General features: G+C 63.0%; 13 protein-coding genes. 3 read left to right on the top strand and 10 right to left on the bottom strand.

Annotated features, from left to right (window positions below; all coding sequences use genetic code 11):
- Positions 1 to 4: 4 nt before the first annotated feature.
- The 4 genes from ntrB to CYG48_RS12175 form a co-directional block, all read right to left on the bottom strand.
- On the bottom strand, positions 5 to 898 hold the full coding sequence (ntrB, locus tag CYG48_RS12190; RefSeq protein ID WP_118850632.1) for a nitrate ABC transporter permease: 894 nt from the start codon (positions 896 to 898) through the stop codon (positions 5 to 7).
- Between the two features lie 65 nt (positions 899 to 963).
- Entirely contained in the window at positions 964 to 2,262 is a 1,299-nt protein-coding gene (locus CYG48_RS12185; protein WP_118850631.1) for a CmpA/NrtA family ABC transporter substrate-binding protein, read from the bottom strand.
- A gap of 346 nt (positions 2,263 to 2,608) precedes the next feature.
- Positions 2,609 to 3,880, bottom strand: coding sequence for a CmpA/NrtA family ABC transporter substrate-binding protein (locus CYG48_RS12180; RefSeq protein ID WP_118850630.1), 1,272 nt, complete (start codon positions 3,878 to 3,880; stop codon positions 2,609 to 2,611).
- Between the two features lie 37 nt (positions 3,881 to 3,917).
- Complete coding sequence (locus CYG48_RS12175; protein ID WP_118850629.1) at positions 3,918 to 4,532, bottom strand: ANTAR domain-containing response regulator; 615 nt, start codon at positions 4,530 to 4,532, stop codon at positions 3,918 to 3,920.
- 126 nt (positions 4,533 to 4,658) lie between these two features.
- On the opposite strand from CYG48_RS12175, the gene CYG48_RS12170 reads away from it, so the two are divergent.
- Positions 4,659 to 7,193, top strand: coding sequence for a DNA translocase FtsK (locus CYG48_RS12170; protein ID WP_118850628.1), 2,535 nt, complete (start codon positions 4,659 to 4,661; stop codon positions 7,191 to 7,193).
- Positions 7,194 to 7,229: 36 nt separating this feature from the next.
- On the opposite strand, the gene CYG48_RS12165 is transcribed toward CYG48_RS12170, so the two are convergent.
- The 4 genes from CYG48_RS12165 to CYG48_RS12150 all read right to left on the bottom strand — a co-directional run bounded on the left by CYG48_RS12165 (position 7,230) and on the right by CYG48_RS12150 (position 11,043).
- The gene (locus tag CYG48_RS12165) at positions 7,230 to 8,399 is read right to left on the bottom strand and encodes a pyridoxal phosphate-dependent aminotransferase (RefSeq protein ID WP_118850627.1); all 1,170 of its coding nucleotides are present in this window, start codon (positions 8,397 to 8,399) and stop codon (positions 7,230 to 7,232) included.
- Between the two features lie 63 nt (positions 8,400 to 8,462).
- Complete coding sequence (locus tag CYG48_RS12160) at positions 8,463 to 8,987, bottom strand: flavin reductase family protein (protein ID WP_118850626.1); 525 nt, start codon at positions 8,985 to 8,987, stop codon at positions 8,463 to 8,465.
- Complete coding sequence (locus CYG48_RS12155) at positions 8,984 to 9,871, bottom strand: aldo/keto reductase (protein WP_118851634.1); 888 nt, start codon at positions 9,869 to 9,871, stop codon at positions 8,984 to 8,986. Before CYG48_RS12155 ends, CYG48_RS12160 begins: the two co-directional genes overlap by 4 nt.
- Before the next feature lie 14 nt (positions 9,872 to 9,885).
- Complete coding sequence (locus CYG48_RS12150) at positions 9,886 to 11,043, bottom strand: LLM class flavin-dependent oxidoreductase (protein WP_118850625.1); 1,158 nt, start codon at positions 11,041 to 11,043, stop codon at positions 9,886 to 9,888.
- 112 nt (positions 11,044 to 11,155) lie between these two features.
- On the opposite strand from CYG48_RS12150, the gene CYG48_RS12145 reads away from it, so the two are divergent.
- Positions 11,156 to 11,860 (top strand): GntR family transcriptional regulator, encoded by a 705-nt coding sequence (locus CYG48_RS12145; RefSeq protein WP_118850624.1) that lies wholly within the window; start codon positions 11,156 to 11,158, stop codon positions 11,858 to 11,860.
- Between the two features lie 27 nt (positions 11,861 to 11,887).
- Positions 11,888 to 13,876 (top strand): alpha-glucosidase, encoded by a 1,989-nt coding sequence (locus CYG48_RS12140; protein WP_118851633.1) that lies wholly within the window; start codon positions 11,888 to 11,890, stop codon positions 13,874 to 13,876.
- A gap of 6 nt (positions 13,877 to 13,882) precedes the next feature.
- Here the strand turns inward: CYG48_RS12140 and CYG48_RS12135 are convergent, their stop codons facing one another.
- A complete protein-coding gene (locus tag CYG48_RS12135; RefSeq protein ID WP_118850623.1) occupies positions 13,883 to 14,503 on the bottom strand; it encodes a nucleoside triphosphate hydrolase in 621 nt (206 codons plus the stop codon).
- Between the two features lie 38 nt (positions 14,504 to 14,541).
- The gene (locus CYG48_RS12130) at positions 14,542 to 15,135 is read right to left on the bottom strand and encodes a TetR/AcrR family transcriptional regulator (RefSeq protein ID WP_118851632.1); all 594 of its coding nucleotides are present in this window, start codon (positions 15,133 to 15,135) and stop codon (positions 14,542 to 14,544) included.
- Positions 15,136 to 15,228 lie beyond the last annotated feature (93 nt).

Below are 15,228 nucleotides of genomic sequence, written 5' to 3'. Positions count from 1 at the left end.
CTCCCTAATTAGCCGATGCGCCGCGGGTGATGACGGTGCCGAGCGCGGCCACGAGCTTGTCGAGGGCGAAGCCGACGACGCCGATGTAGGCGAGTGCGACGATGATGTCGGGCAGGCGCGACGAGTTCCACGCGTCCCAGATGAAGAAGCCGATGCCGACACCGCCGGTCAGCATTTCGGCCGCAACGATCGCAAGCCAGGAGAGGCCGACGCCGATGCGAAGCCCCGTGAAGATGTAGGGCGCGGCCGACGGCAACATGATCTTGAAGAAGAACTCGAACTGGTTGAGCCGCAGCACTTCAGCCACATTGCGGTAGTCCTGCGGGATGTTGCGCACGCCGACCGCGGTGTTGATGATGACGGGCCAGATCGAGGTGATGAAGATCACGAAGATGGCGGACGGGTTGGAATCCTGGAAGGCGGCGAGCGAGAGGGGCAGCCAGGCGAGCGGCGGCACGGTGCGCAGCACCTGGAAGATCGGGTCCAGCCCACGCATGGCCCAGACCGACTGACCAATAATCGCCCCGACAAGGACGCCGGCAACAGCCGCAAGGCCGAAGCCATAGGCGACGCGCTGAAGGGAAACGAGCACGCGCCAGCCGAGTCCGATGTCCTGTGAGCCGTAGCTGAAGAACGGAAAGGCGATCAGGTCATAGGCTTCCGCCCAGACGACAAGCGGCGAGGGGAGAGATGCGTCTGGCGAAGAACACAGGGTCTGCCAGACGAGCAGGATCAGGGTCATGACGACCAGCGGCGGAGCGACGTTGCGCAGGGCGGTGGCGCCGACGTGCCTGAGGTTGATCTTGCGGACCTGCCTGCCGGAGAACGGCACGACGGTAGCTTGTGGATTTGCCGCGGTGACTGCGGCGAGCTTCGGTTGTTTTGCGAGGGCGGACATCAGCACGCTCCGTTCGAAATGGAAAAAGCCGGCACACCCCAGGGGAGCGCGCCGGAGGTGGGGAATCAGGAGGCGGCCTTGATCGACAGGCTTTCGAGATAGGCGGATGGGTTTTCCGGATCGAATACCTTGCCGTCGAAGAAGGTCTCCTTGCCGCGCGAGGACGAGGCGGGGATGTCGGCGGCGGCGATCCCCAGATCCTTGGCAGCCTCACGCCACATGTCGTCGCGGTTTACTGCGCCGATCAACGCGTTGATGTTGGTATCTGCGGGCAGGTAACCCCAGCGGATGTTTTCCGCGATGAACCAGCTGTCATGGCTCCTGAAGGGGTAGGAGGCGTGGTCGCGCCAGAACTTCATGAAGAGGTCGGTGCCCTTCACGTTGCGCCCGTTGCCGTAGTTGATGTCGCCCTTCAGGCGCCCGAGCACATCCTTTGACGGGACGTTGAACCACTGGCGGCGGCCGAGGATCTCAGCCATCTCCGCCTTGTTGTCCATGCTTTCGCACCACTGCTGGGCCTCCATGACGGCCATCAGCAGGGCTTTCGCGGCATTCGGGTTCTTCTCCACCCAGTCGGCGCGCAGGCCGAGCGCCTTTTCCGGATGCCCCTTCCAGAGCTCACCCGTGGTGGCGGCGGTGAAGCCGATGTTCTGGTTGACGAGTTGCTCATTCCACGGCTCGCCAACACAGAAGACGTCCATGTTGCGGACCTTCATGTTGGCCACCATCTGCGGCGGCGGCACGACGATGGTCGAGACGTCTGTGTTCGGATCTATACCGCCGGCGGCGAGCCAGTAGCGGATCCAGAGGTCGTGCGTGCCGCCGGGGAAGGTCATGGCGGCCTTAATCTCCTTCCCCTCGGCCTTCTTTTTCTCGAAGGCAGCCTTCAGTTTCGAGGCGTCGAGCTGCACGCCGGTTTCGGCATATTCTTTCGCGACCGAGATCCCCTGGCTGTCGAGGTTGAGGCGCGCCAGGATCGCCATCGGCACCGGCTTGTTGTTCTGCGTCACCCGGCCGGTGTGCATGAGGTAGGGGAGCGGCGAGAGGATATGCGCGCCGTCGATGCCGTTCGCGGCGCCGCCAAGCACGAGGTTGTCTCGGGTGGCACCCCAGGACGCCTGCTTGGCAACCTCGACCTCCGGCAGGCCGTGTTTTTTAAACAGGCCTTTTTCCTTGGCGACAATCAGCGGCGCAGCATCAGTGAGCGCGATGTAGCCGAGCTTGACGCCTTTCACTTCCGGGCCGGGCCCCGCAGCAAGGGCGCCGGAGGGAAAGGCTGTCTTGACCGCGCCGACGAGGGCTGCGGTGGCGGTGGTCTTGAGCATGCTGCGGCGGGAAAGGCCGCTCTTGAAAATCATCGTCATGCGCAGGTTCCCTCTGCTGCCAGCTTCGCTCTGGCTGGTTTTCAGGCACAAAAAAACGCCGCTCGGAGATTGCGTCTGCGGGGGGAGGATCCCGGACAGCAAAAACCTTACGACGTCGGTGTCTTTTGCAGGCGCTTATGCCGCGCCTATCTGCGCCAGTCGCCATTGACCGGTGCAGGAATAGCTTTGCAAGGGCCGTGCCAAATTGGTGGTGACTGCCTAAGTCACTGCGGCAATTACACAAATGGGACGATTTTCAGAGCGCCTTTTAATTAGGCATCCGGAACGTATGCAAAAACGATGAGCGTCTGCATCTTCTGCGGCGCGCAAAGGATGTGCAGGACGGTTAGGCTTCAGGCTCGTCAGGAGAGGTTGTGAGGCCAAGTTTCGTGCGTACGGAGAAGCCCTCGACATAAGCCAAGAGAGTAGACGGATCGAAGACATGGCCGTCCATGAAGGCGTCAGATACATCCGCACCTTCTGTTGAGAGATCATCAACCGCGGGTCCCGTGCCCAAGGCGGCACGATAAAGGTCCGGCCGGTAGGCACCCGCAGCCGCGGCCATGCCCTTTTCACTCCCTTCCGCCTGGCCCCAGCGGATCATCTGGCTATAGATCCACAAGGCATGCCCGGGCTTCGGATAGTTGGCGTGGCCTTCGTGGAACTGGAAGTAGTTCGGGATGACCCGCCGGTTGCCCTTGGCGTCAAGGCTGAACTCACCGGCGAGCACCTGGCGGATGATGTGAACCGGCGCGGCGAGGAAACGCTGATCTGCAAGCGCCTCAGCCAGCGCATCACGATTATCCGGGTTGTCGCACCAGCGGGCTGCAGCGTCGAGGGCGGTGATCAGGCGCGCCACCGTCTCGGGATGGTTTTCCGCCCAATCCGGCCGCATGGCGACCACCTTTTCCGGGGCGGATGGCCAGATGTCCTGCTTGGCGGCAACGATGCGGCCGACGCCACGCTCCGACGCCACCATGTTCCACGGCGCGCCGACGCAGAACCCGTCGATTGCGCCCGCTGCCAATGCGTCGGATGTCATCGGCGGCGGCACGACTACAAGCTTCACGTCCTGGTTGGGATGAATGCCACCGGCCGCCAGCCAATAGCGGAATTCGTAATTGTGGGAGGAGAACGGGTAGGTCATGCCGAGGGTCGGCAGCGGTTCACCCTGCTCTTTCATTGCGGCGATCACCGCGGCCAGCGCCTGCGCGTTTTCCAGCGCCGTGGCGGTTTCGGCAATCCCGCCAACCTGCTGCATCCGCTCGAACAACCGGGTCGACAAGGTGATGGCATTGCCGCCGCGACCGAGCGAGAAAGGCGTGATCGTCGGGGAGGGGTTGGAGCCGAGCCCCAGTTGCGCGGCAACCGGCATGGGGGAGAGCATGTGGGCGATGTCGAACTGCCGGAAGGCGAGGCGATCGCGCACATTTGCCCAGGAGACGTCCTTCACCAGGTCGAGCGTCAGCCCTTCGCGCGCGGCAAAGCCGTATTCCGCCGCGGCGATCAGCACCGAGGCATCGACCAGCGGAATGAAGCCGGCGCGCAGCAGTTTTGGCTCCGTGCCCGCGATACGGGATGGCGCCCCAAGACTGGATCCGGCTTCGTTCATCCTCATCACTTCCGGTTTCCTCCGGACCACTTGCTCATCGCCATCACATCAACAACCCAGCGGCCGTGACGACGCTTTGGGCGATGTCCGACATCTTCTTCTTTTCGTTCATGGCCGTCTGGCGCAGCAGCGCGAAGGCTTCCTCTTCGGAGAGCCCGCGCATCTTCATCAGAATGCCCTTGGCGCGCTCGACGACCTTGCGCTCCTCCAGCGCCGATTTCGCTTCCGCCAGTTCCCGCTGCAGGCGGCTGAAGGCGTTGAACCGGTGCACGGCCATGTCGAGGATGGCCTTGACCCGCTCTTTTTTCAGACCATCGACCACATAGGCCGAAACGCCAGCCTCCATCGCTGCTTCTATAAGCGCGGTATCGGAGCGATCGACAAACATGGCGATCGGCCGGCTGACGGTGCGGGTGAGCTGGAACAGATGCTCCATCATGTCGCGATTCGGATTCTCGATATCGATGACGATCACATCCGGCTTCGCCGTTTCGATGATGCGGGCGATCCCGTTGACTTCCTGAACCACCGTGACGTGATTGTAACCAGCCTCCCGCAGCCCTTCCTCGATGATGGAAGCACGGATGGCATTTTCATCGATGACCAGGATGGTGAGATCGGGCGCCGGCATTCTTATAGGAATGACGCAGTGCAGCATGCTTGGCAAGCGGCCGAGAAATGACCGGTGGGATTCGTCCCGCGATGGGGCGCTGGAAAGGACCAGTTAACCTTTATTTTCTACTTCATGTCCTAATGTACCCTCCTTGTTCATCGTACGGTTCTCATGCAGTTCACACGCCATAATCTCCCCCAGAGTTCCGACAATCCGGGCGCCAGCGACGATGGAGTCGAGATGGCGCCGCAACCCCCGCGCCCGCAGAGCTTGGCGGATTTTAACCAGCCGGTTCTGGAGCAGGCGCCGTGGCAGGCGGCCTTCCGCCTTGCGCCGAACGTGCGTTTCACACGCACGCCGGAAAGCGTGCTCGGCCGTAAGAACAACGGTGGGCGCGTTCCGCTGGAGCAGGCGGCCGCCCGCCTCGTGGAAGCCGTCGCCGAACCCATCGAGGTGATTCCGCCTGAGGAGGTTCCCCAGGTTGCGCCCCCGGCACCGGTCATCGATTCGGCGCCGGCGCCTGTTGATCCGCTGGAGCAGATCACCGGCCTGCAGCGGCTGGCAGCGACCATGCGTTACCATGCGCCGGAGGTGAAGAAATTCGTGCCGCCGCAGCCGGAGCCTGAACCAGTAATGGCCGCACCGGTAGCGCCTGCACCGACCGTCGCTGCACCAGTAACGCCTGCATCTGTCGTGGAGCCGCCGGTTGTTGCCGCACCGCGCCACGATATCGCGATCTCCGACTTCGCTTTCTGGGAGGCCATGCCTTTCGAACTGGAAGGCCCGGTAGAACGGGGTGTCGCCGAGACGCCAGTGGCGCAGGCGAAGTTCGTCCCGCAGGCGGTTGTTCACCAGCCGGGCGCGCCGGTGACTGCCCTTTATCGCGAGGTGCCGCGCAAGCTCGCTGCACGCCCGGTCGTGGTTGCCGCGTCGCCGCGCCCACAGGTTACCGCGCGGCCCAATCCTGCCCTGACGGCAACGCCCGAGCCTGTCGTCGCTGCCGTGCCGGCTGCCGCCGTCGTCGCGCCTGCACCCGCCGTCGTGGCACCGGTTGAGGCTCCGACGCCTGTCGCGGCCACTCCGACCCCGGCGCCCGTCTTGATCGCCCAGCCACAGCCGGCTCCAAGCCGCGCCCGCAGCGTTCGTCCGAATGTCGCCGAGTACGAATTCCCGCCGATCTCGCTCCTGCAGGAACCGCAGGGCGAACGGGGCCAGGCGCTGCAGCCCGACGCCCTGCAGCAGAGCGCCGGTCTTCTGGAAAGCGTGCTGGAGGACTTCGGCATTCGCGGCGAGATCATCGATGTCCGCCCGGGCCCGGTCGTTACCCTTTACGAGTTCGAGCCGGCACCTGGCGTCAAGTCGTCCCGCGTGATCGGCCTCTCGGACGATATCGCCCGCTCCATGTCGGCGCTCTCGGCACGTGTCGCCGTCGTGCCCGGCCGCAATGTCATCGGCATCGAGTTGCCGAACGCGACCCGCGAAACCGTCTATTTCCGTGAGCTCATCGAGTGCGAGGACTATTGGGAAACCAAGCAGCGCCTGGCGCTCTGCCTCGGCAAGACGATCGGCGGTGAGCCTGTCATCGCTGAACTGGCCAAGATGCCGCACCTGCTCGTTGCCGGTACTACCGGCTCGGGCAAGTCGGTTGCCATCAACACCATGATCCTGTCGCTGCTCTACCGGCTTCGTCCGGAAGAATGCCGCCTGATCATGATCGATCCGAAGATGCTTGAACTCTCCGTTTATGACGGTATCCCGCACCTGCTGACCCCGGTCGTAACCGATCCGAAGAAGGCGGTGCTGGCCCTGAAATGGGCCGTGCGTGAGATGGAAGACCGGTATCGCAAGATGTCGCGTCTCGGCGTTCGCAATATTGACGGCTACAACCAGCGTGCCGCGCAGGCTCGCGAAAAGGGCGAGGTGATCACCGTCAGCGTGCAGTCCGGCTTCGACCGCAGCTCCGGCGAGATCGTCTACGAGGAACAGGAACTCGACCTGTCGCCGATGCCATACATCGTCGTCATCGTCGACGAGATGGCTGACCTGATGATGGTCGCCGGCAAGGAGATCGAAGGCGCGATCCAGCGTCTGGCGCAGATGGCCCGTGCTGCTGGTATCCACCTGATCATGGCGACGCAGCGTCCCTCGGTCGATGTCATCACCGGCACGATCAAGGCGAACTTCCCGACACGCATTTCCTTCCAGGTCACGTCGAAAATCGACAGCCGCACCATACTCGGCGAAATGGGCGCAGAACAACTGCTCGGTCAGGGCGACATGCTGCACATGGCCGGCGGCGGGCGCATCTCGCGCGTCCATGGGCCTTTCGTGTCGGACGCGGAAGTCGAACTCGTCGTGCGTCACCTCAAGACGCAAGGCCGGCCGGATTATCTCGGCACCGTCACCGAGGATGAAGAAAGCGCCGAGGAGGACGAGGGTTCGCAGGAAGCCGTGTTCGACAAGAGCGCCATGGGCGGTGACGACAGCGACGATCTTTACGAGAAGGCCGTGAAGGTCGTCATGAAGGACCGCAAGTGCTCGACCTCCTATATCCAGCGCCGCCTGTCGATCGGCTACAACCGCGCCGCCTCTTTGGTCGAGCGGATGGAAAAGGAAGGCCTGGTTGGTGCTGCCAACCATGTCGGCAAGCGCGAGATCATCTCGGGCAGCCGGCCGGCGCCGGTCGCCGAGGACTTCGAAGAGTAGACAGGAAAAGAGGGGCCTTCGGGCCCCTCAGTCGTTTCAGCGTCGACGGATATAATCGCTCAAGCGTTGGGCGGCATCTTCGATCTGACCCGGATCGCGCAGATAGCAGGCGCGCATGAAGGCCGCGCCCCCCGGTCCAAAGGCAGTGCCCGGCGCCATACCGACACCCGTCTCATCGACAATGCGAAAGGCTTCGGCGCGGCTGTCGGTGACGCCGTCGATTTTCAGGAAGGCATAAAGCGCACCATCCGGCTTTCGCGTCTCGACCCGGTTCGTCGCGATCAGTGCGTCGCAGAGGATGTCGCGCGAGGTGCGGGCGCGTTCGATGTTGGTGCGAATGAAGTCATCGCCGTGGTCGAGGGCGGCAATCGCACCCTGCTGCATGAACTGGGCGACACCGGAGGTCGAATACTGGATGAGGTTGGTGAGCGTCTGGCCCGTTTCCGCCGGCGCCACCATCCAGCCCACGCGCCAGCCGGTCATGCACCAGTTCTTGGAAAACGAGTTGGCGAAGATGATCCGGTCATCCGGCTCCATGACATCCATGAAGGATGGCGCTCGGCCGCCGTTGAAGTGGTAGAGGCCGTAGATCTCGTCGGCGATGATCCAGAGGCCATGCTTGCGGGCAAGCTCGAGCACCGCCTTCAGGTCGTCCAGCGTTGCGGTCCATCCTGTCGGGTTGGACGGGGAGTTGATGAACAGGGCGCGGGTTTTCGAATTGACGGCCGCTTCCAGCCGCTCGGCATCCAGCACCCAGCGGCCGTCGGTAAACCCGAGCTCCACCGTCACAGGCTTTGCTTCCGCCACCGTCATGGCGTTCACGACATTGGGCCAGGCAGGTGAGAGGTAGATGATCTCGTCACCGGAAGAGGCAACGGTCTGGATTGCCAGCACGATCGACTGCATGCCGGAGCCGGTGACGTAGATGTTGTCGACTGACAATTCCCGGCCGTAGTGCCGTGCGTAGTAGCGCACGATCGCTTCGCGAAGCGCCGGGATGCCTTGCGTCCAGGTGTAGAAGGTTTCGCCGGCGAGCAGTGCGTCACTTGCGGCGCGGGTGATGAAGTCAGGCGTCGGCAGGTCGCCTTCGCCGATCCAGAGCGGCATCAGGTTTTCGCGTCCACGCGCATAGGTCACGATTTCGCCGATGCCACTGCGTGGCGCTGCCGCAGCACGGGCGCTGATGTCAGGTCTGATGATCGTCATGGAGAGCCTGTTTCGGTAGGTGTCTCACCTGCCTAATCTGCTCCGCCTGCGTCGGTCAAATGTTTAGTGGCTTTGGAAACGGCCGAAGGTGCCGCGCGAAAAGCAGAGCGGCTCGCCCTCCCGGTGCGCGGCCCGCAGCACCCGGCCGAGGATCAGCGTGTGATCGCCTGCGTCGTGCCGGTTGGCAAGCGCGCATTCGAAACGGGCGAGCGTTCCCGGGATTACCGGCACGCCCTCGCTATTTTCCTGCCAGGGCAGGTCGTCGAAACCGAGCCCGCCGCGCGTGAACCGGGTGCTGATAAGATCCTGTTCGGCGCTCAGTACATGAATGGCGAAGTGTTCGGCTGCCATGAACGCCTCGTAACGGGAGGAGCTTTTCGCCGGTGACCAGAGAACTAGCGGAGGGTCGAGCGACGCCGAGGTGAAGCTGTTCACCGTCATGCCGATAGGCCCGTTCGGGGTTTTCACCGTCACGACCGCCACGCCCGTGGTGAAGGTGCCGAGGGCGTTGCGGTAGTGCTTCGTCGTCGACGCATCCGGCACAAAGACATGCTCGCTTGCCCCCACCGTTTCGACGGCAATCGTCATGGAACATCCTTCCCGATGGCTGCGGAATAGAGCTCGAACCAGGTCTGGCGATCGATCGGTACGCGCGCTGCGTCACCGATCTTCCTGATGCGGTCGAGGTTGTTGGTGCCGAGCACCGGCAGGATGCCGGCCGGGTGGGCCAGAAGCCAGGCAACGGCAACGGCGGTGGCATCGACGCCCTGCTCGCCGGCAACGCCTTCAAGGATCGACATCAGGCCCGCGTTCTTGAAGAGCGAACCGCCTCCGAGTGGCGACCATGCCATGGGGGCGATCGCGCGCTCCTGCAGGTAGGCGAGGTCGCCATTGGTGAAGGCGCTGGTTTCCATCAGGCTCATTTCGATCTGGTTGGTCACCAGTTCGCTTTCCATGGACGACTGCAGCAGCGAGAAATCCCAGGGACGGAAGTTGGAAACGCCGACCGCGCGCACCTTGCCGGAGGCAACGAGTGCATCGAGTGCCGGGCCGGTGACGTCGGGATCCATGAACGGGTCCGGCCGGTGGATCAGCAGCAGGTCGATATGGTCGACGGCGAGATCACGCAGTGAGGCTTCGACCGAGGCGTTGATGTGCTCGGCACTGGTATCATAGTGCTTGCCGCGCACCGCCGAATGTCGGCCGGCCGGCGCGACGATGCCGCATTTCGTGACGATTTCCATCTGGTCGCGCAGCTGTGGCGCCTGCTTGAGCGCTGCGCCGAAGATCGCTTCAGCCGTATAGCCACCATAGATGTCCGCATGGTCCATCGTGGTGATGCCCTGCTCTAGGCAGGCTTCGATCTTGGCCTGCACGTGCCTTGGCGAGGTGTCGGCGTCGTCGCCGATGCGCCACATGCCGTAGACGAGGCGGCTCAGTTCGAGTTCTGGCGAAAGTGCGACGCGATCAATCTGGGTCGAAGTCATCAGTGACGTTTTCCTGTGCCGAGCGGCGTTGCGGGAGTTTCAGTCGGAACGCGGCCATAAGCGTGCGGCAGCGAGCAGGTTTTCAGTTGTGGCAGAACTTTCTGGCCGAAATGTTCTGCTTCGTCGAGATGCGGGTAACCGGAAAAGATGAAGGCGCGGATGCCCATCTTCTGGTATTCCTCGATCTGCGACAGGACCTGGTCCGTCGAGCCGACGAGTGCGGCGCCGCATCCGGAGCGGGCACGGCCGATGCCGGTCCACAGATGTCGCTCGACATAACCGAACTTGTCGGCAAGTTCGCGCGCCTTTGCCTGATGCGAGACGCCGAGCGAGTTGCTGTCATGGGCGCGGGCCCGGATCAACTGGCCATATTCGTCATCGAGCTTGGAGACGAGGTGCTCGGCATACTCGCGGGCTTCCTGTTCCGTGTCACGCACGATCATGTGGACGCGCAGGCCGTAATCGAGCGTGCGGCCATGCGCCTCGGCCCGTGCATGGACGGCCTTCATCCGTTCGGCGAGCTGGTCCTTCGTTTCCGGCCACATCAGGTAGACGTCGCATTGGGCGCCGCAGAGTTCCAGTGCATCCGGGGAATACCCGCCGAAATAAAGCAGCGGACCGCCATTCTGCTGGTATGGCCGTGCCGGCTCCGTGGCGACGCCCTTGAAGGTGTAGACCTCGCCTTCGTGGTCGATCGTGTCGCGCGTCCAGGCCTGGCGCAGGATCTGCACGACTTCATGGCTGCGGCGATACCGGAAGGCGCTGTCGGCGACTTCGCCGGGGAAATCCGAGCTGATCACGTTGAGCGTCAGCCGGCCTTTCAGCATGTGGTCGAGCGTGGCGACTGTACGGGCGAGCATGATCGGCTGCATCTCACCGCAACGGATGGCGGCGAGCAGGTTGATCTTGCTGGTTACCTGCGAGGCGGCTGCCACGAAGCTCAGCGTATCCTGACCGACCTGGTAGGAGGAGGGGCAGAGGATGTTGCGAAATCCCAGTGCTTCGGCCCGCTTTACGATGTCAGAGCAATGTTCCCAGCTGGATTTCAGCGCGTCGTCCGGCACACCGAGATAGGCGTAGTCGTCGGAGCAGAGGGCCGAAAACCAGGAGACCTCGGCTGCATCGAGATCGGGCGACGTAATGGGTACAACAGTCATCAAAATCCTCCTCGCGGCCTCCCGCAATGTCTCTTGCATATCACCCAGATATGTGTAGATCAATGATGTATCAATTTTCTTTGGGAAGCCCTGGAGGAGGGGACGCGCACGAATGGAAAGCCGGCCGGGAAGCCTCCCGATCTATCTGCAGATCACCGAGCTTTTGGTGCGCGATATCGCCGCCGGTCGGCTGGTGGATGGCGAAAAGCTTGCGCCCGAACGGGATATGGCGGCAGAGCTCGGTATCGCGATCGGCACGCTGCGCAAGGCACTGGCGGAACTGCAGAACCGCGGCCTGCTCGAGCGGGTGCAGGGGTCGGGCAACTACATTCGCGCCGTCAGCGACCCGGCGAGCGTCTACGCCATGTTCCGCCTCGAACTCATCAAGGGCGGTGGCCTTCCGACGGCCGAAATCATCGACGTGTCACGGCTCGACAAGCCGAAGGACTTGCCCCGCTTCGGCTTTTCGCCGGAAGGTCATCGCATCCGCCGCATCCGGCGTCTGTCCGGCCAGGTCGCCGCTTTGGAAGAGATCTGGCTCGACGGCTCCTATGCGCCGGTGATTGCCGCCGAGGACCTTTCCGAGTCGCTCTATCTCTTCTACCGGACACGCCTCAATCTCTGGATCGTGCGGGCGGAAGACCGGATCGATCTCGACCAGGTGCCGGATTGGGCGCCACTGGAATTCGGGCAGAAGCCCGGCGCGCCGATCGCGCATGTGTTGCGAACCAGCCAGTCGCAGGACGGCGCGGTCGCGGAAGTTTCCCGTACATGGTTCGACCACGCCGTGGCTCGCTACGTGTCACGCCTGAGGTAAGTCTCCATGGATCTGAGTGCCCGCAAGATGCAGCTGCAAATAACGCCTGACGGTTTTTCGCTTCTTCTCGATGACCGGGTCGTGCTGCGCCATTCGGCGGCCGCGCCTGCCATCTACGTCGGTCATGGCCAGGAGCGCATGGACATGTACCGCGGCAACTTCGAGATCGAGGACTACATCACCGAGCGCAGTGCGCTGCGCCACGTTACCGTCGAAGGCAGCCGCATCAACTTCTCCGAAGCGGAAGGAATGGCAACGCGGCTCGAGATGACGCTGGCTGGTACCCATATCCATTTCCGCTCGCTCGATGACAGCATCAATCGTTTCTGGATTCGCATCCAGGCGGAAGGTGACGAGCATGTCTGGGGCGGCGGCGAGCAGATGTCCTATTTCGACATGCGCGGGCGCCGCTTCCCGCTTTGGACCTCGGAACCTGGGGTCGGACGCGACAAGACCACGGAGATCACCTTCAAGTCGGACATGGCAAAGGCCGGCGGCGACTACTACAATACCAATTACCCGCAGCCGACCTATGTCTCGTCGCGCCGTTATGCGCTGCATGTCGAGACGACGGCTTACTCCGTCTTCGATTTTCGCCGCGACAGCTTCCACGAGATCGAAGTATGGGCCGTGCCGGAGCGGATCGAATTCCACTCGGCGCCCAGCTTCATCGAACTTGTCGAGCAGTTGTCGCTGCGGTTCGGCCGCCAGCCGGAATTGCCGGACTGGGTCTATCGCGGGGCAATCATCGGCCTCAAGGACGGGATGAATTCGTTCTCCCGGCTGGAAGCCATGCGGGCGGCGGGCGTGCAGGTGTCTGGCCTCTGGTGCGAGGATTGGGTCGGCATTCGCCAGACATCCTTCGGATCACGGCTGTTCTGGGACTGGCAGGCGAACGAAGCTCGCTATCCCGGCCTGCGTGACAAGATCGTTGAGCTCAACCAGCAAGGCATCCGCTTCCTGGGCTACGTCAACCCGTATCTCTGCGTCGACGGTTCGCTGTTTCCGGAAGCCGAGGCGGCCGGTTATTTCGCCAAGGATCAACTGGGTCGCACCGCGATCGTCGACTTCGGCGAGTTCGATTGCGGTGTTGTCGACTTCACCAATCCGGACGCTGCGGAGTGGTTCGCCGAGGAGGTGATCGGGCGGCGGATGCTGGATTATGGTCTTTCCGGCTGGATGGCCGATTTCGGCGAATACCTGCCGATCGACGTCGAACTTGCAAACGGGATCGACGCCAAGCTGATGCACAATGCCTGGCCGACGCTCTGGGCGGAAGTCAACGCCAAGGCGGTGGCGAGCCGCGGCAAGACGGGCGAAGCGCTGTTCTTCATGCGCGCCGGCTTCACGGGGGTGCAGAAACACTGCCCGCTTTTGTGGGGCGGCGACCAGTCGGTGGACTTTTCGCGCCACGACGGGCTCGTCACCGTCATGTGCGCCGCGCTCTCGTCAGGCCTGCTCGGCAACGCCTACCACCATTCCGACATCGGCGGTTACACGAGCCTGTTCGGCAATGTCCGCACGCCGGAGCTGCTGATGCGCTGGGCCGAGATGGCAGCGTTTACGCCCGTGATGCGCTCCCACGAGGGCAATCGCCCCCGCGACAACATCCAGATCGACCAGGACCCTGAGGTGCTTTCGCATTTCGCCCGGATGACGCGGATCTACGTGCATCTGGCACCCTACCTGAAAAGCCTGTCGAAGGAGGCCGCAACCCTCGGCCTGCCGGTGCAGCGGCCGCTCTTCCTGCACCATGAGCATGACCGCCGGACCTATGCCATCCAGGATGCCTACCTCTACGGCCGTGACCTGCTCGTGGCGCCGGTATGGCAGGCGGCGCAGGCGGAGCGCCCGGTTTATTTGCCGGAAGGCGAGACTTGGGTGCATGTCTGGATGGGTGAGGTCTATGACGGGGGCCAGATGGTGACCGTTCCGTCGCCCATTGGCAGTCCCCCCGTCTTCTACCGCAAGTCATCCACCTTCGCCGAGACCTTCAAGGCGCTCGCCGAGATCTGAGCGGGTTCAGAAGGTCTCGATGCGGATATCCGGCGTGCGGGAATGTTCGAGTACGAAGCGCCCGTTCGGCAGGTCGTTTCCGTCGAGCTTCCAGGTGATGCCGGCCTCGTCCAGCCCATAGTGGACCCAGCGCGCCCGAAGCCGTTCGCGAAGCACCGGCTCGGATGGTGCAAGCAGGATCGTCAGGTCAAACAGCGGTGCTGCGTGCGACCATGGTTCCTGGTCCACCAGCAGGTAATTGCCCTCCGCCAGCACGACATGGGTGTCGGGTGAAATCGGTCGAGCGGAGGCAATGGCGATCTCCCGGGAACGGTCGAAGACCGGAACCAGCACCTCCTCTTTTGCGGCGCGCACGGCCTGCAGGATATCGATCAGGCCGCGGACATCGAACGTCTCCGGGGCGCCTTTGCGTGGCAGCAACCCGCGAGCTTCAAGCACGGCATTATCCATGTGAAAGCCGTCCATCGGCAGCACTTCCGCCGTCTCGTCTTGCCCGGTCAGCGCCTCGCGCAACGCATCCGCCAGCGTCGATTTTCCCGAGCCGGGCGGGCCGGCGATGGCGACGATAAAGCGATCACGGCCCTGAGCCTTGTCAACGATGGCCTGCACAATGTCCTGGAGCGTCATCGAAAACTGCCTGGATGGGAGAACGAGTGGAGCATAGCCTATTTGACGCAGCGCAGCCCGTCCATCAGCAGGGTGATCAAACGGTGGGAGCGCTCGCGCCATTCCGGCGTATCGGGAATGGAATAGATACTGGTTAAGGCATTCATGACATCCGCCGCATCGACATCGCCGCGGACGGCGCCCGTGTCGCGCGCTGCCACGAGCAGCGTTTCCAGCGCGCCCCTCACATGACCGAACTTTTCTGCAAACATCGAGCCGTGCGAGGTCATCAGGATGCGCAGGCTGTTCGACATGCCGCGTTTCGTCGCCATGAAGCTCACGAAGCGGCGCATCCATTCTTCCAACGCCACATCGGGCGGATGTTTTTCGGAAAGTTCCGCCGCCGCGCCGGCCATGGCCTCCAGTTCGCGGCGATAGACCACTTCCACCAGGTGCTCGCGGGACGGGAAGTGTCGATAGAGCGTGCCGATGCCGACGCCCGCGCGCTTGGCGATGTCTTCCAGCGAAGCCTCCGCGCCGTTTTCTGCGAAAGCCAGTGCTGCCACCTCGATCAGTTTCTGCCGATTGCGGCGTGCGTCTGCTCGAAGCTTCGGCGGTGCGGATGTGGCTGTGTCTGGCTCGGCCGCGGCCAATTCTGACTCCCATGGAAACAGGGGCTTGACGAAAACCTGCAAGCCGTTAACTTAACCGGAGGCTCCTCCGTTTATCCGGAGTGCCTTCAACTT

The organism is Neorhizobium sp. SOG26 (assembly GCF_003491345.1).
Classification (GTDB): domain Bacteria; phylum Pseudomonadota; class Alphaproteobacteria; order Rhizobiales; family Rhizobiaceae; genus Neorhizobium; species Neorhizobium turbinariae.
This window is presented reverse-complemented; position numbering and strand designations above follow the sequence as displayed.